20 protein-coding genes are annotated in these 22,786 nt (G+C 70.2%); 15 read left to right on the forward strand and 5 right to left on the reverse strand.

Annotation, left to right across the window (positions count from 1 at the left end; translation table 11 throughout):
* The first annotated feature begins 5 nt into the window (after positions 1-5).
* Positions 6-701 carry a class I SAM-dependent methyltransferase gene (locus tag NLX83_RS08935; protein WP_254234360.1) on the forward strand — a complete coding sequence of 232 codons (696 nt, stop codon included), beginning with the start codon at positions 6-8 and terminating at the stop codon, positions 699-701.
* On the opposite strand, the gene NLX83_RS08940 is transcribed toward NLX83_RS08935, so the two are convergent.
* The 3 genes from NLX83_RS08940 to NLX83_RS08950 all read right to left on the reverse strand — a co-directional run bounded on the left by NLX83_RS08940 (position 698) and on the right by NLX83_RS08950 (position 4,357).
* Positions 698-2,242, reverse strand: a complete 1,545-nt coding sequence (locus NLX83_RS08940) for an alpha/beta fold hydrolase (RefSeq protein WP_254236145.1) — start codon at positions 2,240-2,242, stop codon at positions 698-700. The genes NLX83_RS08935 and NLX83_RS08940 overlap by 4 nt on opposite strands.
* A 166-nt stretch (positions 2,243-2,408) precedes the next feature.
* Complete coding sequence (mctP, locus tag NLX83_RS08945; RefSeq protein ID WP_254234361.1) at positions 2,409-4,067, reverse strand: monocarboxylate uptake permease MctP; 1,659 nt, start codon at positions 4,065-4,067, stop codon at positions 2,409-2,411.
* Positions 4,064-4,357 carry a DUF3311 domain-containing protein gene (locus NLX83_RS08950; RefSeq protein WP_254234362.1) on the reverse strand — a complete coding sequence of 98 codons (294 nt, stop codon included), beginning with the start codon at positions 4,355-4,357 and terminating at the stop codon, positions 4,064-4,066. The genes mctP and NLX83_RS08950 overlap by 4 nt, the downstream gene beginning before the upstream one ends.
* A gap of 166 nt (positions 4,358-4,523) precedes the next feature.
* Here NLX83_RS08950 and NLX83_RS08955 point away from each other — a divergent pair, with 166 nt between their 5' ends.
* On the forward strand, positions 4,524-5,393 hold the full coding sequence (locus tag NLX83_RS08955; protein ID WP_254234363.1) for a septum formation family protein: 870 nt from the start codon (positions 4,524-4,526) through the stop codon (positions 5,391-5,393).
* Here the strand turns inward: NLX83_RS08955 and NLX83_RS08960 are convergent.
* Positions 5,359-6,609: a hypothetical protein gene (locus tag NLX83_RS08960; RefSeq protein WP_254234364.1), complete on the reverse strand. Its 1,251-nt coding sequence runs from the start codon at positions 6,607-6,609 to the stop codon at positions 5,359-5,361. The two genes, NLX83_RS08955 and NLX83_RS08960, sit on opposite strands and share 35 nt — an antisense overlap.
* Positions 6,610-7,287: 678 nt before the next feature.
* Here NLX83_RS08960 and NLX83_RS08965 point away from each other — a divergent pair.
* The 13 genes from NLX83_RS08965 to NLX83_RS09025 all read left to right on the forward strand — a co-directional run bounded on the left by NLX83_RS08965 (position 7,288) and on the right by NLX83_RS09025 (position 20,971).
* Entirely contained in the window at positions 7,288-8,106 is an 819-nt protein-coding gene (locus NLX83_RS08965; RefSeq protein WP_254234365.1) for a 2-amino-3,7-dideoxy-D-threo-hept-6-ulosonate synthase, read from the forward strand.
* Positions 8,103-9,191 (forward strand): 3-dehydroquinate synthase II family protein, encoded by a 1,089-nt coding sequence (locus tag NLX83_RS08970; RefSeq protein ID WP_254234366.1) that lies wholly within the window; start codon positions 8,103-8,105, stop codon positions 9,189-9,191. Before NLX83_RS08965 ends, NLX83_RS08970 begins: the two co-directional genes overlap by 4 nt.
* A complete protein-coding gene (locus NLX83_RS08975; protein WP_254234367.1) occupies positions 9,191-10,594 on the forward strand; it encodes a class I adenylate-forming enzyme family protein in 1,404 nt (467 codons plus the stop codon). Before NLX83_RS08970 ends, NLX83_RS08975 begins: the two co-directional genes overlap by 1 nt.
* 31 nt (positions 10,595-10,625) lie before the next feature.
* Entirely contained in the window at positions 10,626-10,898 is a 273-nt protein-coding gene (locus tag NLX83_RS08980; RefSeq protein WP_254234368.1) for an acyl carrier protein, read from the forward strand.
* Positions 10,895-11,152 (forward strand): phosphopantetheine-binding protein, encoded by a 258-nt coding sequence (locus NLX83_RS08985; protein ID WP_254234369.1) that lies wholly within the window; start codon positions 10,895-10,897, stop codon positions 11,150-11,152. Before NLX83_RS08980 ends, NLX83_RS08985 begins: the two co-directional genes overlap by 4 nt.
* The gene (locus tag NLX83_RS08990) at positions 11,142-12,278 is read left to right on the forward strand and encodes a beta-ketoacyl-[acyl-carrier-protein] synthase family protein (protein WP_254234370.1); all 1,137 of its coding nucleotides are present in this window, start codon (positions 11,142-11,144) and stop codon (positions 12,276-12,278) included. Before NLX83_RS08985 ends, NLX83_RS08990 begins: the two co-directional genes overlap by 11 nt.
* A complete protein-coding gene (locus NLX83_RS08995) occupies positions 12,278-13,063 on the forward strand; it encodes a ketosynthase (RefSeq protein WP_254234371.1) in 786 nt (261 codons plus the stop codon). The genes NLX83_RS08990 and NLX83_RS08995 overlap by 1 nt, the downstream gene beginning before the upstream one ends.
* Positions 13,060-14,757 (forward strand): class I adenylate-forming enzyme family protein, encoded by a 1,698-nt coding sequence (locus NLX83_RS09000; RefSeq protein WP_254234372.1) that lies wholly within the window; start codon positions 13,060-13,062, stop codon positions 14,755-14,757. Before NLX83_RS08995 ends, NLX83_RS09000 begins: the two co-directional genes overlap by 4 nt.
* 3 nt (positions 14,758-14,760) lie before the next feature.
* Complete coding sequence (locus NLX83_RS09005; RefSeq protein ID WP_254234373.1) at positions 14,761-15,675, forward strand: NAD-dependent epimerase/dehydratase family protein; 915 nt, start codon at positions 14,761-14,763, stop codon at positions 15,673-15,675.
* Positions 15,672-17,615 (forward strand): FAD/NAD(P)-binding protein, encoded by a 1,944-nt coding sequence (locus NLX83_RS09010; protein WP_254234374.1) that lies wholly within the window; start codon positions 15,672-15,674, stop codon positions 17,613-17,615. Before NLX83_RS09005 ends, NLX83_RS09010 begins: the two co-directional genes overlap by 4 nt.
* Positions 17,616-17,617: 2 nt before the next feature.
* Positions 17,618-19,030, forward strand: a complete 1,413-nt coding sequence (pcaB, locus tag NLX83_RS09015) for a 3-carboxy-cis,cis-muconate cycloisomerase (protein ID WP_254236146.1) — start codon at positions 17,618-17,620, stop codon at positions 19,028-19,030.
* Positions 19,027-19,632, forward strand: coding sequence for a flavodoxin family protein (locus NLX83_RS09020; RefSeq protein ID WP_254234375.1), 606 nt, complete (start codon positions 19,027-19,029; stop codon positions 19,630-19,632). The genes pcaB and NLX83_RS09020 overlap by 4 nt, the downstream gene beginning before the upstream one ends.
* Positions 19,633-19,723: 91 nt before the next feature.
* A complete protein-coding gene (locus NLX83_RS09025) occupies positions 19,724-20,971 on the forward strand; it encodes an SGNH/GDSL hydrolase family protein (RefSeq protein WP_254234376.1) in 1,248 nt (415 codons plus the stop codon).
* Between the two features lie 99 nt (positions 20,972-21,070).
* Here NLX83_RS09025 and NLX83_RS09030 read toward each other — a convergent pair whose 3' ends face one another.
* Positions 21,071-22,717, reverse strand: a complete 1,647-nt coding sequence (locus NLX83_RS09030) for a glycosyltransferase family 87 protein (RefSeq protein WP_374118702.1) — start codon at positions 22,715-22,717, stop codon at positions 21,071-21,073.
* Positions 22,718-22,786 lie beyond the last annotated feature (69 nt).

Genomic DNA, 22,786 nt, shown 5'->3' on the forward strand with positions numbered 1-22,786 from the left:
CGAGCATGGTGAGAGCGGACCTGAACAAGGAGACGGCTCAGGTCTCGGCGATGTTCGACGAGGTCGCCGCGGGCTACGACCGCACCCGGACCCGGCTGTGGTGGGGGCGGATGGACGCGTGGGGGCAGCGGATGGCCGCCGCCGCGCACGCCGGGCCCGGCACCACGATCCTCGACGTCGCCGCGGGCACCGGGACCTCCAGCGCGATCATCGCCCGCGGCGGCGGCACCGTGATCGCCTCCGACTTCTCCCTCGGCATGCTCGACGTCGCCGGCCGCAGGCACCCGGGCCTGAGCCGGGTCGCCGCCGACGCGATGGCGCTGCCCTTCGCGGACGGCTCCTTCGACGCGGTGACGATCTCCTTCGGCCTGCGCAACGTCGCGGACCCGCGCGTCGCGCTGCGCGAGATGCGCCGGGTGACCAGGCCGGGCGGGCGGCTCGTGGTGTGCGAGTTCAGCATGCCGCCCGCCGCGCTGCCCCGAGCGCTGTGGCGGACCTACCTGCGCCGGATCGTGCCGGCGATCGGCAGGCGGATCAGCTCCAACCCGGAGGCCTACGTCTACCTCGCCGAGTCGATCCGGGCGTGGCCGACGCCGTCCGCCCTTGCCGGGCAGATCGGCACCTGCGGGTGGAGCGAGGTGGCCTTCCACGGCCTGGACGGCGGTGTGGTCCACCTCCACACCGCCGTCGCGGACCGCTAGAAGGGCCTGCTGGCGACCTTGCCCTCGGCGATCAGCTCGCGCGCCGCGGCTTCCAGGGACTTCGTCGGCGCATACCGGACGTCGGTGCCGTCCTCTGACACCTCCGGCCGCGGTTCCCCGGCGCAGACCGACCGCGACGGCGGCAGGACCCCGTCGAGCAGGTAGCGGTTGATGTGCTGGTCGACGCAGGGGTTCGAGAGGTAGAGCCCGTGCATCCCGTCGTCGGCGACGGAGACCAGGTGGTGCGAGAGCCGCTCGGCCAGCGCCGGGCCGCCGTCGTAGTGCGTCTGCGCGTCGGCCTCGGCCTGGACGACGAGCCCCGCCTGGTAGCCCTTGCGCTGCAAGCGCACTGGCTGTTCTTTCGGCGTGAAGGACCGGAACGTGCACGGGAACGGCGCCGCTGACGAGATCCCGTTGCCGTACGGGTACTTCTCGCGGAACTCGCGCATCTCGCCGAGGTAGCGAGCGGTGTCGGTGGGCCAGTCGGCCTCACAGGTCACGGCCTCGAAAACCCCTTGGTACGTCGGCGTTATCCCGGCCTGGAGGAACAGGTTCAGCGCACGGGAGGCGTCAACGGCCCGCTCCGGCCGGGCCAGTGCCTCATCGACGGCCTTGATGATCTCCGCGAACTCCTTCCAGGACGCACGGAACCTGAGCGTGCCCATCACCCGGTCGAAAATGGTCTGGGTGAGCCCGTCGACCGGCTTCACCGCGAGCCTCGCCGAGACGCGCTCCAGGCTCGCGACCACCTCGGCCTGGGAACGGCCGAGCCCGAAGGAGTCGTGCCGCTTGCCCACCCACTCCGCCCACGCGTCGACGCTGGTCCGCACGGCGATCGCCTGGTGCTTGAACTGCTCGCGCCAGATCCAGTCCGGGTGCACTGCCGAGTCCAGCACGCTGCGGTCCAGCGCCGCGGGGAACAGCGAGCCGTAGACCGCGCCGAGGTAGGTGCCGTAGGAGAAACCGAGGTAGTTGATCTTCTTCTCGCCCAGCGCCGCGCGGATGACGTCCATGTCCCGCGCGGTGTTCGCGGTGTTGACGTGCCTGCGCAGTTCGCCACCTGCCTTGGCACAGGCGGCTTCCACGGCCCTGGCGAACTCGACGAGCCGCGGCAGCTCGGCGTCGCCGGGCCGCGAACCGACCTTCGGCGGCGCCACGGTGTCCTCACAGGACAGTTCCGTGGACTTGCCGACACCGCGCGGATCGAAGCCGATCAGGTCGTAGGCCGCGGCGAGCGGAGTGCTCGCGAACGCCTTCGGCAGCTCCAAACCGTCCCCACCCGGTCCGCCCGGGTTGCTGAGCAGGACGCCGCGGCGCCGAGCCGGATCGGTGGCCCTGATCCGGCTCAGCGCGATCGAGATCCGCTCCGCGCCGGGCCTGCCGTAGTCCATCGGCACGGCGATGCTCGCGCACTCCGCCGCGGCGTCGAACGCGCACGGCTTCCAGTCCGGTTGCTGCTGGTGGAACTCCCGCAACGGCTCTGCCGCCTGCGCGGGTAACGCCCCGCCCATGACGATCACCGCGCCGAGCAGGGTGGCCATTCCTCGCACTTGTACTTCCTCCCGCGCTCCAAGGGATCTGACCTGGTCAGTTCTATGGAGAGCGGGTGTTCGGCCGCGCCTGTCGAAGGTCGAGGGATCACTGACCGATGGCTACTTGCGGGCATGGGAAAGGGGCGCCCTCGATGAGGGCGCCCCTTGTCGGTGCTCAGTGCGCGGCGACCGCCTTGAGCCGCGGGTCGCCCTCGTCGGCGTGGTAGTCCGCCGGTGAGGTCTCGTCGACGCCGTTGGGCTTGCGCAGCTTCCTGGCCAGGAACGTGACCAGCACGGCGACCACGACGTTCACCAGCAAAGCGACGAACCCGACGTAGATCTGCACCTTGGAGCCCGCGAACGGCTCCCAGCCGAAGAACGTGAGCTTGTCCAGCGTCAGCGCGGACCCGCCGAAGTGCGCCTTGCCCGCCGCCGGGTTCGGGATCTGGTAGAGCAGCCAGAACCCGTAGGCCATACCGGCGATCCAGCCGGAGACCAGGCCCCAGATGTGGAACCAGCGGGTGTAGAGCGCGATCGCCACGGTCGGCAGCGTCTGCAGGATGATCACGCCGCCGATCAGCTGCAGGTCGATGGAGAACTGCGGGTCGACGAAGACGATGAACAGCACCGCGCCGAACTTCACCACCAGCGAGGCGAGCTTGGCCTGCTTCGCCTCCTGCTTCGGGGTGGCGTCCTTGCGCATGTACTCCTTGTAGATGTTGCGGGTCCACAGGTTCGCCGCGGCGATGGACATGATCGCCGCGGGCACCAGCGCGCCGATGCCGATGGCGGCGAAGGCGATCCCGGCGAACCAGCCGGAGAACTGCTGGTCGAAGAGCACCGGGACGATCGTGTTGGTGTCCGGGCGCCCGGTGGCCGCGTTGGTGATCGGCTTGGCCCCCGACACCAGCGCCACGTAGCCGAGCAGCGCGAGCAGACCGAGCAGCAGCGAGTACGCGGGCAGCGCGACCATGTTGCGCTTGATCACGTTGCGGCCCTTGGAGGCCAGGATGCCGGTCAGCGAGTGCGGGTAGAGGAACAGCGCCAGCGCCGAGCCGAGTGCCAGCGTCGCGTACTGGAGCTGGTTGTTCGGCGTGAGCAGCGTCGAGCCCTTCGGCGCCCCGTTGGCCCCGGGCGCGGACAGCAGCTCCGCGGACTTGTCGAAGATCGTGGACCAACCGCCGAGCTTGGCGGGCAGGTAGATCACCGCGACCAGGATGACGATGTAGATCAGCGTGTCCTTGACGAAGGCGATCAGCGCGGGCGCGCGCAGGCCCGCCTGGTAGGTGTAGACCGCCAGGATCAGGAAGCCGACGAACAGCGGCAGGTGGCCGAGGAAGCCGCTGCCGTTGAGGCCCATCGTCCGCAGCACGGCTTCGAGGCCGACCAGCTGCAACGCGATGTAGGGCATGGTCGCGACGATGCCGGTGATCGCGATGATCAGCGCGAGCGGCCGCGAACCGTAGCGGCCCTTCACGAAGTCGGCGGGCGTGACGTAGCCGTGCACCCGCGAGACCGACCACATGCGCAGCAGCGGCAGGAAGACGATCGGGTAGAGGATCACCGTGTAGGGCAGCGCGAAGAAGCCCATCGCGCCCGCTCCGAAGATCAGCGCGGGCACGGCGACGAAGGTGTACGCCGTGTAGAGGTCACCGCCGACCAGGAACCAGGTGATCCACGAGCCGAACTTGCGGCCGCCGAGGCCCCACTCGTCCAGGTGCTCCAGGGTGTCGCCGGCCTTCCACCTGGACGCCACGAAACCCATCACGCTGACCACCAGGAACAGCGCGGTGAAGACGATCAGCTCGGTCCACTGCACGTTGTCCAGGCTCATGCCTTGCCCCCCTCGTCGAGGTCGTCGACCGAGAGGTGGTCGGGCTTGTCAGTGACGACCGGCTCGTCCTTGGTCTTGATGTAGACCAGGCCGACGCAGATCACGCCGAGCGGCACGAACGCGAACTGCGACCAGTAGAAGAACGGCAACCCGAACACGCGGGGCGCGTCCATGTTGAGCATGGGGGTGAACAGCATGGCGAGCGGGACGAGCAGCAACAGGTTCCACGCGTTCCAGCGCAGCCCCATCGACTTCGTCCTGTCCGCGCCGGACGGTCGTCCTGACGCCATCGGGTCTCCTACAGGTCACGGCGGTGCGGCGATATCGGCGGATGTTAAGACGCGACCGTTCGTCACGTCACTCGTCTGGACCCAAGCGTGACCTCTGCTCGCTGGGTGGGACACCGTAGCGCCAACCCCGGTACCGTTCGGCCGGGACACCTCTAGGGGGAGGGACATGCGCAGGCATCTGCGGAGTGGGACGGCGGTTCTCGCGTTCTCCGCGTTCGCCCTGCTCACCGGCTGCACGGTGCCGGTGAGCCCGGAACCGCTGCCGGTGACGCAGCAGCCCAGCCAGGCGCGCCCGCAGGCCGCGACGAGCCCGTCCGGGACCGCGCTGGCCTCGCAGTGCATCGACGGCAAGCGGTTCGCGGTGGTCGACTGCGCGCAGCCGCACGACCTCGAAGTCACCCAGCCGGAGCGGTTCCCGGCGAGCATGCCCAAGGACTACCCGGACGAGGCCGCGCTGCTGGCCGCCGCGCTGCCGAAGTGCCGGGCGCACGCGCTGGCCTACGTCGGTGACCAGCTCGACGCCAGCCGCCTCCAGGCGTGGCCGGTATGGCCGACCAGGGAGGGCTGGGCCAAGGGCGAGCGCTGGCTGACCTGCGCCGCGGTGGAGCTGGGCCCGGACGACAAGCCGGTCAGCCGCACCGGCTCGGTGCGCGCGGCCATGGCGGGCGCCAACTACTACCGGTTCCAGGTGTGCACCGCGGGCTCGCCGTCACGGGACAACCAGCTCAAGCTCGCGCCCTGCGACCAGGCCCACCTCGGCGAGGCCGTGCCGTGGGTGCTCTCCCTCGGCAAACCGACCGACCCCGTGCTCAGCCCGGAGCAGATGAACGCGGCGGCCGAACCGCACTGCAAGGCGATGGCCAACCAGTACCTGGCCGCGCCGAACGGGCGGAAGGACCTGACGCTGACCTGGCGGCTGCCCGAGGCCAAGGACTGGCCGCTCGGCTACACCACCGCCGTCTGCTACCTGGAGTCGGCGAAGCCGCTGACGAAGACGCTGCTCAACATCGGTGAGTCCGCTCCGCTGCCGAGCTGACCGACCGCCTGGTCCGGTGCCACAGGTGCAACACCACGAGCGCGATCGCGGCCAGGACCGCCAGCATCGCCACGGACATCCACGGCCCCAACCCGTGGCCCGGAAGCTCCGCCCGCGCGTCCGGCGGTTTGGCGACCGCGTGCACCGGCGGCGTGGTGGTCGTCGTCGGAGCTGTCGTCGGCGCGAACTCGACCTCGCAGTGCACGCGTAGCCGCGCCTCGGCCACCGTGCGGTCGTTGCCGTGCTTGATCTGCACGAGGCCGAACGTGCCGTCCGTCAACGGCACCGGCACCCGCTCCGCCCCGCCTGGCCCGAGCAACCCCGCGCGCACCACCTGGCCGTCGACCAGCACCCGGTAGCGGGCGGTCGCGGTGCCCGTGGCGTTGCCGATCTCGACATTGGTCGTCGGTCCATCCGCGCAGTCGACCTGGCCGATCCGCGCGGTGGGCGTAGGCCGGGTCGTGGTCAGGTCCGAGCCCGTGACCTGGTACTTCCACGGTCCGCCGGTGAGCGCGCCCGGCCGCAGCCGCACGAACGGCACGTACTTCGCGGTGGGCTCGCCGGGCAGCACACCGGTGAACGTGTACGGCAGTTGACCTTGCGGCTCGTAGTCCTCGACCACCTGTCCCGCCCCGTCCACCGCGTCCACCCGCGCGGAGTACGTGTTGTCCTGCCGGATCTGCACCGTGTAGCGCAGCACCGCGATGTCCTCCGCGGGTCCTTCCTGCCCGGGGCCGTCCATCGGGTCCGCGCAGTGCGCGCCCTCCTCGAAGACGAACCTGCCGTTGTGGTTGAACTGGTTGTTCGCGCAGAACGTGCTGCTCGCGCCGTTGACGTAGCGGGTGAACAGCACCGGGTCCCCGTCGTGGTCCGGCGTCGCCAGCGGGGCTCGGTGATCGACCGCTTCGCCTTCGAGGACCCGCAGGAATCCCACCGCCGTGGACTCGGGGACCCCGTCGTAGAAGGTGGCGCCCCGGTCCGCGGTGACCGTCGTGGTGAACGTGGCCGCCGCGTCCGGCGCGCTCTGCGCCAGCTCCGCCGGGCTCACCACCAGCGCCGGGTCGTAGCCGAAGTGCGGGGGCTGCGTCCGCTGGTCGAACAGCGTCGCCGGACCTGAGTGCGTGCCGTTGTAGCTCGGCACGGGCGCGGCGAGCGCGGCCGGCGGCAGGGACAGCACGGTGACGAGCACGACCAGCGACAGGTGGCGTATACGCATTCCAACGTCCAGGGGAAGTCGACTGGGACCTGCGGAAACTAACCCGGAGCCGACCGGTCCACCTGCGGAGGAGCCCCCTGGTACCCGACGGGGTTACCCCGGTGAGGTCATCCGCGGCGAACCCGACCGGGACACCTCGAAATCCGGACACGTCGTCGGGGCGCTCCGTCCAACCGAAGACTATTCCGCAACATCAGGATTTCAAGGTCAATGAACGCAAGCGCCGCGGAGTCGAACACCACGGGGTGGAGATATAGAAGCAGTCGACTCCGGCGAGCAAACAGAACCTTTACCCATGTGATTTTCTCGTTAGTTTTTCATCATTGTTTCTTCTATCCAGAAGGCAGGTTACAGGTCCCGTAAGCCGAGTTCTCGGCAGTGCTCGAAGGCAACTGCCTCGCCTCGACGGCGGCCGATCCCTCGCCCAGCGGTGAACGTCTTCGCAGCTCAGGATGCCTGCCGTAGATCAGAAGAAAAATTGAATCAGTCAACTGCGCCGTTGACCGGAGTGCTTGACGTTACGTCCGAGCCGACCTATGAATGAAACTTCAACTACTTTGGGAGTCCGCATCCGAGCTGCGGTAGTGCACACCGATCAAGCCGTTAGGCTTTTCGGCCGCATCTCGGGCCCGTCCGCGGTAACACCTTCTGCCTGAAATCTGACCGAGAGGAGGCTGCGTGACAGAGACCGGCAAGGCACTGCGATTGCGACGCCTTTCCCGACACGGCGACCGGAAGCATTTGTTCGTCCCACTGGACCACAGCGTTTCCGACGGACCGATCGCGTCCAACGCGGACTGGGACGGCCTGGTGCGGTCGCTCGTCCTCGGCGGCGCGGACGGGATCATCGTCCACAAAGGACGACTGAAGGCGATCGACCCGGACTCGCTCGGCGACTGCGCGCTCGTGATGCACCTGAGCGCGGGCACCGCCCACGCGGCCGACGCCAACGCGAAGGTCCTCGTCGGACAGGTCGACGAGGCACTGCGGTTCGGCGCGGACGCGGTCAGCGTGCACGTGAACATCGGCTCCGAGACCGAGCACCGGCAGCTGGCCGATCTCGGCACGGTCTCCGGCGCGTGCAACGCGTGGAACGTTCCGCTGATCGTGATGGCCTACGCGCGTGGACCGCACGTGGCCGACTCCCGCGATCCCACCCTGCTGTCCCACGTGGTCAACATCGCCGCCGATCTGGGTGCTGACCTGGTGAAAACCTCGGCGACCCTGCCCGTCGAGCGGATGGCCGAGGTCACCGCGAGCTGCCCGATCCCCGTTCTCGCCGCGGGCGGCCCCGCGGACGGGGGCGATCTGGTCGCGTACGGGCGGGCCGCGATGGCCGCCGGGTGCGGCGGCCTCGCCGTCGGGCGGCGTGTCTTCTCCGCGGGCAGTCCGCTGACGGTGGTGCGGCAGCTCGCCGCGGTAGTGCACGCCGACTTCTCCGCCGTGGATACCGATCTTGTCCCCCCTCTCTCCGCGCAGACCACAGGTGCCGCATGAAATTCGCTTGGATCGACGTTCGCTCCGTTCCCCCCGCCCAGCTGGAGGCGGTGCTGGACGCCGCCATTCACAGCCGCGTGCACGGCGTCGTCGCGGACGACCCCGAGACGCTGGCGCCGCTGCCCCCCACGGTCACCAAGGTGCTGTTGGGCGCCGACCCGGGAGCGTCGGAGGACTCCGCGCTGCTCGTCGTCGAGGCCATCGGGGACTCCGACCAGCTCAGCGCGGTCAGCGGGCGGAGCGGCAACGGTTTCGTCGAGGTCACCGACGACGCGACCCTCCGGCTGGCCTGTGCCGCCGCGAAGAGCCTGCCCTACACCGCGGTCCGCTTCGCCGATCCGACCAAGATCCCGCTGGAGATCGTGATCGCGGCGGCCCACCAGTCCCCGGGCAGCCTGGTGACCGAGGTGGCCGACCTCGAAGAGGCCGCGATCGTGCTGGACGTGCTGGAGCACGGGCCGGACGGGGTGATGCTCGCCCCGCGCGAACCGGGAGAGGTCTTCGAGCTGGCCCGGCTGCTCGACGGCGGGACACCCGCGCTTGAGCTGTCCACACTGATCGTGGACTCGATCCGGCACGACGGTCTCGGTGACCGGGTCTGCGTGGACACCTGCTCGCACTTCCAGAAGGACGAGGGAATCCTCGTCGGTTCGTACTCCTCGGGCTTCATCCTGTGCTGCAGCGAGACGCATCCGCTGCCCTACATGCCGACGCGGCCGTTCCGGGTCAACGCGGGCGCGCTGCACTCCTACGTGATGGGGCCGGACAACCGCACCAACTACCTCAGCGAGCTGAGGTCGGGCAGCGTCACGCTGGGCGTGCGGGCCGACGGCAGCACCCGCCGGATCGTGGTCGGCCGGGCGAAGCTGGAGTCCCGGCCGCTGCTCACGATCACCGCGCACTCGGTCGACGGGGTCGAGGTCAGCCTCACCGTGCAGGACGACTGGCACGTCCGGGTGCTCGGCCCCGGCGGCAAGGTCCGCAACGTCACCGAACTCCAGCGCGGCGACGAGCTGCTGGGCTACATCGCGACCGACCAGCGGCACGTGGGTTTCCCGATCGGTGAGTTCTGCGAGGAGAACTGATGGCGACGAACCCGCTGACCGAGGGTGTCGACGACTTCGTCGACGACCTCCTCGGCGGTCAGCCCGACACCAGGCCGTACCTCCTCGGGGAGCGGAACCAGAACCTGACCCACGGCGACCTCAGGGAAGCGGTCGGCGCCGAGGTCTCGCTGTTCGCCGGGGCCGGGATCGGTCCGGGCAGCACGGTGGCCCTCCAGGTGCCGCCCAGCTACACCCAGATCGAGGTCCTGCTGGCGCTGTGGACGCTGGGCGCCCAGGTGATGCTGATCGACTACCGGTTCAAGTCCGCCGAGGTCAAGGTGCTGCACCAGCTGTGCAGGCCGCAGCACGCGGTGCACACCGGCACCGCAGCGAAGTCACTGCTGGCCTTCCGGTCGCGGTACGAGCTGGTGACCCAGCGGCTGGCCGGTGGGCTGCCCGCGTCGACTGAGCACCGTCTGGTGCAGTTCAGCTCGGGGTCCACCGGCGTGCCGAAGGTCATCGGCCGGACCGCGCGGTCGCTCGCCGAGGAGATCACCCGGTTCACCAAGGTGGACGGGATGCCCGGTGCCGGGGAACGGGTGCTGCTGCTCAGCTCGACCGCGCACAGCTTCGGGTTGATCGCCGGACTGCTGCACTCGCTCGCGGTCGGCGCCGAAGTGGTGTTCGCGCCGATGATGACCGCGAGCGGCATCGTGGAGGCCGCGGTGAACCACCGCGTCGACGCGATCTTCGGTGTGCCGTTCCACTACGAGCTGCTGGGCTCGATCACGCGGCCGCCCCGGTTGCCGGGAGACCGAGCCGTCTCGGGCGGCGAGCTGATGCCGCCGGAGGCGGCTGACCGGTTCGCCGAACGGTACGGCTTCAGGGTCGGCGAGTCCTACGGGACCACCGAGACCGGCGTGATCGCGATGGACGTCAGCGGCGCCCTGCGACCGGCGGTCGGCAGGGCGGCACCCGGAGTGGACGTGCGGGTGCGGGACGGGGAACTGGAGGTCCGGCTGGAGCGGACGCCCTACCTGACCGCGAACGGTCAGGACGGCTACCGGGACGGCTGGTTCCGCACCCGTGACCGGACGACCGTGGACGGGACGGGCTCGATCCGGCTGCTCGGCCGCAGCGACTCGCTCGTGGTGGTCGGTGGGCTGAAGGTCGACCTGACCGAGGTGGAGGCGGTGCTGGCCGCTCATCCCCTGGTGCGGGAGGCCGCACTGGTCCACGACGAGGTGATCAAGGCGTACGTGTCCGCCGACGCCGAGGACCTGACCGTCGCGGACCTGACCGCGTGGTGCCAGGACCGGCTCGCCGACTACAAGCTCCCCAAGCTCTTCCGGATCGTGGCGGCGCTTCCCCGAACCCCCAACGGAAAGCTCGTCCGCGACCCCTCCGCGCTGCGCACGGCGACGCTCGCCGGCGCCTCCTAGCTCAACCCGACGACGAAACACGAGGTCAGACATGTCCGCTCTGCTGGCAAGCGACGTCCGCCAGTTCCTGTTGACCACGATCAACGACGAGATGAACATCCCGGTCGACGGCGCGAACATCACCGACGAGAGCCCGATCGGCGTCGGCGGGCTCGATCTCGAGTCGATCAGGCTCATCGAGCTCATCGCCCGCCTCCAGCGCGAGTACGAGATCGAGATCCCGGACGCCGACATCGAGCTGCTCATCCCGATGACCTTCAGCGAGCTGGTCGACTACGTCCTCCAGCGCAGGGCCGCCGCATGACCTCGGGCACCCCGATCACGGCCGACGACGTCCGGCGCCTGCTGTCCGAGCGGAAGATCTTCCCCGAGCTCCCCGAGCGGCTGGCCGACGACACCCCGGTGACCCTGGACTCGATGGGACTCATCTGGTTCCTGCACCAGCTCACCGAGCAGCACGGCGTGCGGATCGAGCCCACGGAGGCCGAGTTCGAGGAGTTCACCTCGGTGGGCGCGATCGTCGCCTACCTGGCCCGGAAGGTGCCCGATGGGACGTGAGGTCGTTGTCACCGGATTCGGTGTGCACACCGCGCACGGCCGGGGAGCACCCGCCGTGCGGGACGGAGTTTTCGCGGGCAAGGCCGCCTTCGCGCCGGTCACGCGGTTTGACACCAGCCCGTACCGGGGGTCGGTTGCCGCCACCGTGCCCGGTGACCCGGAGCTGCTGGAGGTGTTGGCCGGATGCGTCGAGGACGCGCTGACCATGGCCGGGCGCGCCGATGGCGGGGACATGCCGTTCCTGCTGGGCTGCCTCGGGGACTTCGGCGCGATCACCCGCTTCTGGCGCGACGGTCCTTCGGCCGACACGGTGAACGGAACTCCCGCCGTGGTCGCGGACACGATCGCCGACCGATTCAGCTTGCGTGGCAAGCGATTGACCTACACCAACGCCTGTGTGGCGTCGGCGGCGGCGATCATCCACGGCTGGCAGCTGGTGTCGTCGGGACGGGCCGACACCGTGGTGTGCGCCGGGGTCTACCTGTTGGAGGAAGCGACTTTCGGGCAGTTCGACTCCGGGCTGGCGATCTCCCTGGACAGCACGCTCCGGCCGTTCTCGGCGGATCGGCGCGGGATGCTGCTCGGGGACGGGGCCGCGGTCGTCGTGATCGAGTCCGCTGACGTCGCCCGGCGACGCGGGAGCACCCCGCTCGCCAGGATCACCGGCTGGGGACTGGCATCGGACGCCTACCACATCGCCAAGCCCCACCCCGACGGCAAAGGGCTCGCGCTCGCGGTGGAGCAGGCGCTGCGGATGAGCGGGACCGGGCCTGAAGGCATCGGTTATGTGAACGCGCACGGCACGGGAACCCGCCTCAACGACAGTGCGGAGACCAACGGGCTGCGCGCGGTGTTCGGCGCCTCGGCGGACGCTATTCCGGTCAGTTCGACCAAGAGCACGACCGGGCACCTCATGGCGGCCTCCGGCGCGGTCGAGTTCGTCATCTCGTTGCTGGCGCTCATGGACAACGTCCTGCCGCCGACCGCCGGGTACACCACCCCGGACCCGGCCTGCGACCTGGACTACGTCACCGAGGGTCCCAGGGCGGCCGACCTGCGCCGGGTGCTGACGCTGAACGCCGCGTTCGGCGGGATGAACACCGCGATCCTGTTGGAGTCACCGTGATGACCACCCGACAGTCCCTGTCCCTGACGGTCGTGGCCGTCGCCACGCGCACCGAGCCGGACGGCCACCCCGACATTCCCCGGTTGCCGGGTTTCGTGGAGTCCACGTTCAACCCGCTGCTGTTCGACGTGGCGCAGCGGTGCCTGACCGCGGCACCGGGCGATCCCTCGCGCACCGCCGTCGTGCTGGGCGGCCTGATGGGCGACTCCACCACGTTCGACCTGACCAGCCAGCGGATGGTGGCCGGTCAGGTACACAACCCGCTGCTGTTCATGCAGGCGACCTCCAACTCGGTACTCGGCTACCTCAGCCGGGAGTTCGGCATCACCGGACCGATGAGCTGCCTCTCCGTGTCCGGCGGGTTGGCGGGCGAACTGCTCCTGGCCGCCGACCTCGTGCTCGACACGGCCGAGGTGGACCGGGTCCTGCTGCTCGGCGTCGAGCTCGCCGCGAACGAGCGCACCGGCCACGCCTACCGGCTCCTGGCGGACAGCGGTGGCCAGGTCGGCCCGCCGGTCGCGGACGTGGCGGTCGCGCTGCTGGTCGAGCGCGGCGCCGGGCCGGTGGAGATCACCTCCATCGGTGCGGCCGAGGACCTTGGCGGCGCACCGGCCCCGGGTGGCTACGGAAGCGTGCAGGGCCTGGTCCACCTCGCTCTCGGCTGCACCGGCTCCGGGGCGCCGGGCACCACGACCCTCGTCCACGACCCGACCGCGCCCGCTGAGCAGGCGGTGGTCGAGCTGACCCATCGCGACGCGGCACTCGACAAAGGACCAGAAGCATGATCACTAAGGCAGAGCGCGCCCAGATCGTCGCCGACGACGAACTGGGCGCGGGGAACGTACTGCACCGGCTCGCGGTGTACGGGCGCCCGGAGCACGAGGAGGTGCTGTGGACCGACGGCACCTGGCGGGCGCCGGACGGCAGCCACCCCGAGGTGCTCACCCTGGGCGGGCTGCGCGCGACCGTGGAGACCTACGCCGGGTTCTACCACTCCAGGGGCGTCCGGCCACGGGACGTCGTCGCGGTGGTCACGGCGTCCAGCCCCGAGTTCGCCATCAACTTCCTCGCGCTCACCGCGCTGGGGGCGATCCCGTCCTTCGCCAACGCCAAGCTGCGCCCGGAGATCGTCCGGGAGTACGTGCGCAGGCAGGCAGCGCTGGGCGTGATCACCGACGAGGACCGCTTCCCGGTGCTGTCCGGGGCGGGCGATCCCGATCCGGGAGTGGAGTTCGTCGTCACCGCCGCGGACGTCCGCCCGGAGCACCGCGAACTGCTCCCGGCGGGCTACCCCTACCGCCACCACGCGACCGACCCGATCATCATCTCGCACTCCTCCGGCACCACCGGGATGCCCAAGGCCGTGCCGCACACGCACCAGAGCCTGCTCTACGCCCACCTGCACGCGCTGCGGGTGTTCATGGGCGACGGCATGACCCGGCTCCTGGTCAACTACCCGGGCAACCACAACGCCGCGATGTCGACGATGATGCTCGGCCTGCTGCTGCGCGCACCGGTGATGATGCTGTCCAGCCAGGTCGGCACCGACGTGCTGGACGCGATCGAGCAGTTCAAGCCCAGCGCGGTGTTCGCCTTCTCCGGGACCTACGCCCAGATGGCCGCCGAGGACCTGTCCGCGCGGAACATGTCCAGCATCGAGCGGTACTTCAACACCGGTGACGCCGCGCACGAGGCGCACATCAGGAAGCTCATCACGCAGGGCAGCCACGAGGAGATCGGTCCCGACTTCCAGCGGCACCGCGTGCCCGGCTCGGTCTTCACCGACGGGCTCGGCTCCTCCGAGACGGGTTACTCGATGTTCAACAACGCGCACCGCCCGGGCAGCGCGTCCTTCGGCCGCTGCATCGGCAAGGCGATGAGCTTCGCCGACGCCGCGGTGCTGTCGGAGGACGGCAGGCCGCTGCCCGCGGGGGAGGTGGGCAGGCTCGGTGTGCGGTCGCCGACGCTGACCCCCGGGTACTGGAACGACAGCGGCACCTGGCACAAGCTCCGGCTCGGCGGTTACTGGCTGACCGGTGACCTGGCCTACCGGGACGAGAAGGGCTACTTCTTCCACCTCGACCGGGCGCCGGACGCGGTCCGGACCGCCGCCGGGATCGTGTTCAGCACCCGCTCCGAGGAGCTGCTGCTGCGCGAGCTGCCCGGCCTTGCCGACTGCACCGTGGTGGGGATCGCGCCGGACGGGGTCCGCGCGGACTGGGACGGTGACGGCGAAGCGGAGGCCTATGCGCTGCTCCAGCTGGCCGAGGACGCGCGGACGCCCGACGACCTGACCGCGTGGGTGAACGAAGTGCTTGTGGCGGAAGGGTTTCCGCCGATGGCGAAAGCGTTGCGGATGGACATGGGTGAGTTGGCGGTCGGGGTCACCGGCAAGGTGCTCAAGCGGGTCATGCGGGAGCGGGCTCGCGAGCTGGTGGCCCGTGCCGAGAACCAGGTCGCGGTCGGACGAGAGGACTGACCTGTGCGCGTTCTCGTCGCCGGTGCCACCGGTGTGATCGGACGGAGCTTGCTGCCACTGCTCCGGGCGGAGGGGCACCACGTCACCGCACTGGTCCGCCCCACGTCCGGGTGGGTGTCGGCGGACGCGGTCGAGTTCGCCGACGCGTTGGACGCCGAGGCGGTCGAGACCGCGGTCCGCAACGCCGAGCCGGAGGTGGTCGTCCACCAGCTGTCGGCCCTGCGCGCGGAGCCCGGCGTCAGGTGGCAGGGGCTCGAACGAACCGCTCGGCTGCGGGTCGAGGGAACCGCGAACCTCGTCGCCGCGGCCGAGGCGGCCGGGGCACAGCGGTTCGTCGCGCAGAGCGTGGCCTTCGCGACCGCACCGCAGCAGGCACGGGTGCTCGACGAGGACGCGCCGCTGTACCTCGACGCTCCCGACACGGGGTGGGCCGAGACCGTGCGGGCCGTCGAGCAGCTGGAACACCTGGTGCTCCGGAAGTCCGGCGTTGCCGGTGTCGTCCTGCGGTACGGAGTCCTCTACGGCGAGGGCACGCTGTACGACAGCGAGGGCATGCTCGGGCAGGCCGCGCGCGCTGGTCGCCTGCCGCTGGTCGGCGACGGGAACGGGGTCTCCTCGTTCGTGCGGGTCGATGACGCGGCCGCGGCCGCCGTCGTGGCCGTGCACAGCGAGCAGACCGGCGTGTTCAACATCGTCGACGACGATCCGGCTCCCGCGCGGGACTGGGTTCCCCACTTCGCGCACGCCCTCGGAGGTCCGCCGCCGAAGGCGATGCCGGGCGAGCTGGCGGCCCGCGTGCTCGGCTGGTTCCCCAGCTTTCAGCAGACCGGGCTGTGCGGCGCGAGCAACCAGCGCGCCAAGGACCGCCTGGGCTGGAGTCCCGCGGTCCCGAGCTGGCGCAACGGTTTCCTGTCATGAGCCGGCTCGCTGTGTGCATCGTCGGTGCCGGTCCGCGCGGGACCTCGGTGCTGGAGCGGATCTGTGCCAACTACGCGGAGGTCTGCCTTCCCGGCACCGGGGTTGTCGTCCACGTGGTGGACCCGTTCTCGGCGGGGCCTGGAAGTGTTTGGCGCACCGAACAATCCGGCCACCTGCTGATGAACACCGTGGCGTCACAGGTGAGCCTGTTCACCGATGAGAGCGTCGACTGCGCCGGGCCGGTGGTGTCGGGACCGAGCTTGTACGACTGGGTAAGGGGGATCGACTCCCGGGCCCTGCCGGGCGCGCTCGCCGCGGAAGCCGACCGGTTGGGGCCGGACTCCTACCCGTCGCGGTCGCTCTACGGCCACTATCTCGAATGGGTCTTCCACCGCCTGGTCGCGACCGCTCCGGATGGGGTCGCCATCAAGGTGCACCGCAGTACCGCTGTCGCGCTTGAGGACCAGTCCGATGGCCGACAGTCCGTGCGGCTGGCGGACGGAACCCTGCTGGAAGACCTGGACTCGGTCGTGCTGGCGCTGGGGCACTGCCAGATGGCGCCCACCGAGGACGAGGCCGCACTGCGCGGGTTCGCCGTCGATCACGCGCTGCGCTACGTCGAACCGAGCAATCCGGCGGATGCCGACCTCAGCGGGGTCATGCCGGGGGAAAAGGTCGCTCTGCGCGGCCTCGGGCTCAACTTCTTCGACTACCTCGCGTTGCTCACCGAGGGTCGGGGCGGTCGCTTCGAACGGCTTCGCGGCGGGCTGCGCTACGTGCCTTCCGGCCAGGAGCCAGTGCTCTACGCGGGTTCCCGGCGCGGCGTCCCGCACCACGCGAGGGGGGAGAACCAGAAGGGCCCTGCGGGCAGGCATCGTCCCCGCTTCCTGACCGGCCCCCAGGTCGCGCAGTTGCGGGATCGGGCGCAGTCGGGACAGCGGCTGACTTTCCGCGGTGACCTCTGGCCGCTGATCGACAAGGAAGTCCGCACCGTCTACTACCAGACCCTGATGTTCACGCGCGGCGACATGGCTGCGGCCTGGGCCTTCCTGCGGGACTACGTCGCGTGCCAGCGGGCCGGAACGGATGACGACGCGGTGCTCTCGCGCTACGGGATCGACCGCGGCCAGCGCTGGGACTGGTCCGGGCTCGAACGACCGCACGGCGACCGGATCTTCGCCGATCGGGCGGAGTTCGGCCGGTGGCTGTCCGACTACCTGGACCGGGACGTCGCCGAGGCGCGCCTGGGCAACGTGCGAAGCCCGCTCAAAGCGGCGCTGGACGTCCTGCGCGACCTCCGCAACGAGATCAGGCTCATCGTGGACCACGGCGGTATCACCGCCAGTTCCTACCGCGACGAACTGGCGCGGTGGTACACGCCGTTCAACGCGTTCCTGTCCATCGGACCGCCGTTGCGCCGGATCGAGGAGATGGCCGCGCTCGTCGAGGCCGGTGTGCTGCGGGTGCTCGGTCCCGGCATGCGGGTCGTCACCGACTCCGACACTCCGGGTTTCCTGGTCGACGCGACCTCGGTCCTGGAGGCCCCGGTCGCGGTGACGACCCTGATCGAAGCGCGAGTGCCCGACGTCGACCTCCGGCGGGCGGCCAACCCGCTGCTGCGATCCATGACTGCGGGTGGGCAGTGCCGGGCGTACCGCATGGTCGACGAGGTCGGTGGTGACTTCGACAGCGGTGGCCTCGCGGTGACGGCCCGCCCGTACCGACTGCTCGACGCGCACGGCAGTCCCCACGAACGGCGTTTCGCCTTCGGTGTGCCGACCGAGTACGTGCACTGGGTGACCGCCGCGGGGATTCGTCCCGGCGTCGGCTCAGTCACCTTGGAGGACTCCGACGCGATCGCCAGGACCGTGCTGGCGCTCGGCTCGGTCAACCCCTCCCGGCCTTCGGCCGAGCCCGTGCGCGAAGGAGCGCAGCTGTGACCATGCCGAACATCGAGTCCGGGCTGCTGGCCCCGGTCTGGGCGGGCACCCCGGTCGAGGCCGAGGTGTCGGACCGGGCCTGGCTCCAGGCCATGCTCGACGTCGAGAGCGCGCTCGCCCGCGCCCAGGCCCGGCTCGGCCTGGTCCCGCCGGATGCCGCCGCGACCATCACCGCCTCGGCCGACGCCGACCAGTTCGACCTCGTGGACCTGGCCAGGCAGTCGAGGAAGGCGGCCAACCCCGTCGTCGCGTTCGTCCAGGTGTTCACCGCAGCCGTCGCGGAGCGGGACACCGCCGCCGCCGAGTACGTGCACTACGGCTCCACCAGCCAGGACATCCTGGACTCCGCCACGATGCTGATCGCGAAGCGGGTGCTCGGGGGCATCGACGAGGACCTCGGCCGGGTCGCGGACGCGCTGGCGGCGCTGGCCGAAGGGCACCGGGACACCGTGATGCCGGGACGCACCCTGACCCAGCACGCGGTGCCCATCACCTTCGGCCTCAAGGCGGCTGGCTGGCTGAACCTGGTGCTGGACGCGCGGATGCGAGTGCGCCACCTCGCGTCTTCCGGCCTGCCCGCCGAGCTCGGTGGGGCGGCCGGAACGCTTGCTGCGTATGGCGAACACGCCAAGAACGCGCAGGGCGGTGTCGAGCTGATCGGGCCGTTCGCCGAAGAACTCGGGCTGGCCGAGCCCGTGCTGCCGTGGCACGTCCTGCGCACCCCCGTCGCCGATCTCGGATCGGTCCTCCAGTTCGTCACCGGAGCGCTCGGCAAGTTCGCCCTCGACGTGCAGAACCTCTCCCGGACCGAGATCTCCGAGCTGGCCGAGCCCGCGGCGGAAGGCCGGGGAGCCTCCTCGGCCATGCCGCAGAAGCGCAACCCGGTGCTGGCCACGCTCATCGTCTCGGCGGCCCGCCAGGTGCCCGCGCACGCGCTGGTGCTCGCGCAGAGCATGCTCGCGCAGGACGAACGACCGGGTGGCGCGTGGCACGCCGAGTGGCAGCCGCTGCGCGAGGCGCTGCGCTTGGCCGGGGGCGCGGCGCACACCGCGGTCGAGCTCGCCGAGGGGTTGGAGGTCTACCCCGAGCGGATGTCGGCGAACCTGGAGCTGACCCGAGGGGCGATCGTCAGCGAACGGCTGAACGTCGCTCTCGCACCGACGCTGGGCAAAACGGCAGGCAAGCAGCTGCTGGGACGAGTGGCGGCAGAGGTGGGCCGGACCGGCAGGAACCTCGGAGACGTCCTGGCCGAGCACCTGGACGCCGCGAACTTGGGTGGCGTTGCCGGACTGCACGACCTGGTCGACCCCGCACGGTACGTCGGAGCCGCGGGGCCGCTCGTCGACCGGGCTCTGCAACGACATCGGGACCTGCCAGAAGAGACCGCTGACTCTGTTGATCGGACCGCGACATGACAAACCCTGACGCCCCAGGCGTCCGCATCGCCATCGCCCACCACGGCGGGCGCGGCCACACCGCCCGGTTGGCCGAATCCGTGCGCGACGGCGCCGCCGGTGTGCCCGAGACCGAGGTAACCCTGGTCGCGGTCGAGAGCATGACCCCGGCGCTGTGGGCGGTGCTCGACTCCGCGGACGCCATCATCTTCGGCGCTCCCACCTACATGGGGACCGCGTCGGCCGCCTTCCACCAGTTCGCCGAGTCGACGAGCCGCCGGTGGCTGTTGCAGGAGTGGCGGGACAAGCTCGCCGCCGGGTTCACCAACTCCGGCTCGAAGGCGGGCGACAAGTCGTCGACGCTCGGCTACTTCGGCACCCTGGCGGCACAGCACGGCATGCTCTGGGTCAACCTCGGTCTGCTGCCGGGCTGGAACCGCTCCACCAGCACGGGTGAGGAGCTGAACCGGCTCGGGTTCCACAGCGGCGCCACCGCCCAGTCCAACCTGGACGAGAAGCCGGACGCCATGCACCGCTCGGACCTCCTGACCGGCGAGCACCTGGGGCGGCGGGTCGCCGAGCTCGCGGCCGTCGTCGTCGCGGGCCACCGCTGTCGGTCCTGAACGAAACGGGACAGATTCCTGGTGATTTCCCGACCACGTGGGCGAAAGTAGCCGGGTAGTACCGATACCCCTGACCGGAAGGGACGTCCGCATGGTGAGCAAGGGACATCGGCTGGTGGTGGCCGCACTCGTGCTGAGCACGGTGGTGGCCTCTGGAGCCGCGTCGACCGCCGGGGAGGCGCCCGTCGACACCGCGGTGCCGGTGAAGAGCGCGCTCGGGGGCTGGGTGGGCACCTGGCAGACCGCCCCGGCCGCGGGCGTGGAGAACACCCCGAACGGCTATCCGAACTACTCGATCCGCAACGTCGTGCACACCAGCGTGGGCGGCGAGGCGGCGCGGGTACGGCTGTCCAACGCCTTCGGCACCGCGCCGTTACCCGTGAGCGCGACAGTCGCGGTCGGGGAGAACGGCCCCAAGGCGGTCCCCGGCACGATGCGCGAGCTGACCTTCGGCGGTGCGAAGACGATCACGATCCCGCCGGGCGCCGAGGCGGTCAGCGACCCGGTCCGGCTGACGGTGCCCGCCGACACCAACCTGCTGGTCACGACGTTCACCCCGACTCCGTCCGGCCCGGTCACCTACCACCCGCTCGCGATGCAGACCTCGTACTTCACCCGCAACGGCGACTTCGCGAAGGAGGAGTCGGGCCTGTCGTTCACCGAGAAGACCAACGTCTGGCACTACGTGGCCGGGGTGGACGTGCACGCGCCGAGGGTGCGCGGCGCGGTGGTCGCCCTCGGCGACTCGATCACCGACGGCGCCGGGTCGACGGCGAGCGCGAACCGGCGCTGGCCGGACTACCTGGCGGACCGGCTGCTCGCCCGGCCGGAGCCGCAGCGGCTGGGCGTGCTGAACTCCGGCATCAGCGCGAACCGCGTCCTGCTGGACGGCAGCGCGGCGCGGATGGGCCAGAACGCCGTCGCCCGCCTGGACCGCGACGTGCTGACCAGCACCGGGGCCCGGACGGTGATCATGCTGGAGGGGATCAACGACATCCAGCAGCTACCGCAGCAGACCGACGCGGAGCAGCTCGTCGCCGGGATGCGCCAGGTCGTGCTGCAGGCGCACGCGCGGGGGCTGCGGGTGCTCGGCGGCACGATCACCCCGTTCAAGGGCTGGCGCGTCTACAACGAGACGCTGGAGGCGACCCGGCTGAAGGTCAACGAGATCATCCGCTCGGGCAAGGTCTTCGACGACGTGATCGACTTCGACAAGGCGATCCGCGATCCGCAGGACCCGCTGAAGATGCGCCCCGAGTACGACTCCGGTGACCACCTGCACCCCGGCGACGCGGGCTTCAAGGCCATGGCCGACGCGATCGACCTGGCCCTCCTCTAATCCGCTGGCCAGGTTCACCGGTCTTCAAGTACCCCGGACCCCCGCTCCCGCCGTCTCCAACCGCCACCAACCTCCGTTGGCGACGGGGGTTCGTGGCGGTTAAAGACGCTCTGGGTGGGGGTTCGGTGTACTTGAAGACGCCTCTACCAGCGGGCCCTCAGGAGGGGTGTCGGTGGGAGTTTTCTTCTTGCGGCGCAACACGAATCGGTCCGCGGCGCGGTCGAGGACGCCGCCGGTGGGATCGTCCTGCCCCGCGTAGCGGACCTTGTCCCGCTCCGGCCGGTAGATGTCCCGGACCACCAGCACGCACAGCAGCACCACCAAGGCGTCGCGCACCAGGACCGTGCCGAGGAACCAGTCCGCGGGCAACCCCTTGTTCGACTCGCCGAGGTAGAAGTACATCCGCGGCGCCCAGACCAGCGCGTCCACCGCCATCCACGCGAGCAGCAGCCGCCACCTCGGCAGCGCCAGCACCGCGAGCGGCACGAGCCACAGCGAGTACTGCGGGCTCCACACCTTGTTCGTCAGCAGGAACGCGGCCACCACGAGGAACATCAGCTGCACGACGCGGGGCCGGGTCGGGGCGGACAGCGCCATCCACCCGACTCCGAGGCAGCACAACACGAACAGCGCACCGGTCACCGTGTTGAGGATGGTCGGCGCCTCACCGTGCAGCAGCGGGCCGTCGAAGCCGCCCCAACCGGTGAAGTACTGCAACGCGTTGTAGATCGTGTCCGGGTCGACACCGCGCTCGGAGTTGAGCCGGAAGAACTCCCACCAGCCCTTGGGGTAGAGCACCATGATCGGCACGTTCACCGCGCTCCACGCCACGACGGTGGCCGCGGTGGTGCGCAGCCACGCGCCCATCCTCCCGCCGCGCAGGCACAGCACGAGCAGCGGACCGAGCAGGAACAGCGGGTAGAGCTTCGCCGCGGCACCGAGCCCGATCAGCACGCCCGCCAGCACGGGTTTCTTCCGCGCCCACGCGAGCATGCCGACCGCGGCGAACGCGGTCGCGATGGCGTCGAAGTTGGTGAACACGTGCACCGCCACGAGCAGCGACAGCGCGGCGAGCGCGGCGTCCCACGGGCGCCTGCCCGCGAGCTTCACGGTGGCCCAGATGGTGACCAGCCACGCCAACGCCAGCCACAGCGCGGTGAAGTTGAAGTACACGACGACGGGCATCGTCTTCGGCACCCAGCCGTCGCCCGCCAACGCCGTCCACCCCGCGGTGAGCTTGGCGTTGAACCACTGGAAGAGCCCGGTCAGCACCGGGTACTCCATGTACCGCACCTGCTCGTTGGGCTGCCCCGGGTTCTCCACCCACGAAGTGGCGTAAGGGAAAGCGCCCTTGTCCAGGCGTTCGGCCGTGTAGAGCGGGATCGTGTCGGAGTAGCACATCGCCACGTACTGCCGGGAGTCGCGCCAGTCCAGCTGGACGTTGCTGCCTTCGTCCACATAGGTCTGCAGGCACGGCGACTTGGCGAACCAGCCGAGCACCAGGGTCACCGTCGCGAGCAGCAGCACCACCCGCAGCGGCGTCCAGAACCAGTGCCGCCCGATGACCGCGTGCCTGCCGAGCGGGCCGCCGAGGGGGCGGCTGGCGTGGAACGCCAACGGCTCGCTCCAGGTCGGCACGATGCGTTCGGCAGGGCTCAGCGAGGCGGAGTCGGCGACCGAGCCCTGCTGGGACGGTGCCTCCTCCGTCTGGTCCTGCGACGGCTGTGGCTCACGGCTGCTGGACACGGGCCGGATCGTACGTGAGCACGGAATGCGGCATCGGCCGACTGGGAAAGCGAGACTGGGAAAGCGAAC

The organism is Allokutzneria sp. A3M-2-11 16 (genome assembly GCF_024213555.1).
Classification (GTDB): domain Bacteria; phylum Actinomycetota; class Actinomycetes; order Mycobacteriales; family Pseudonocardiaceae; genus Allokutzneria.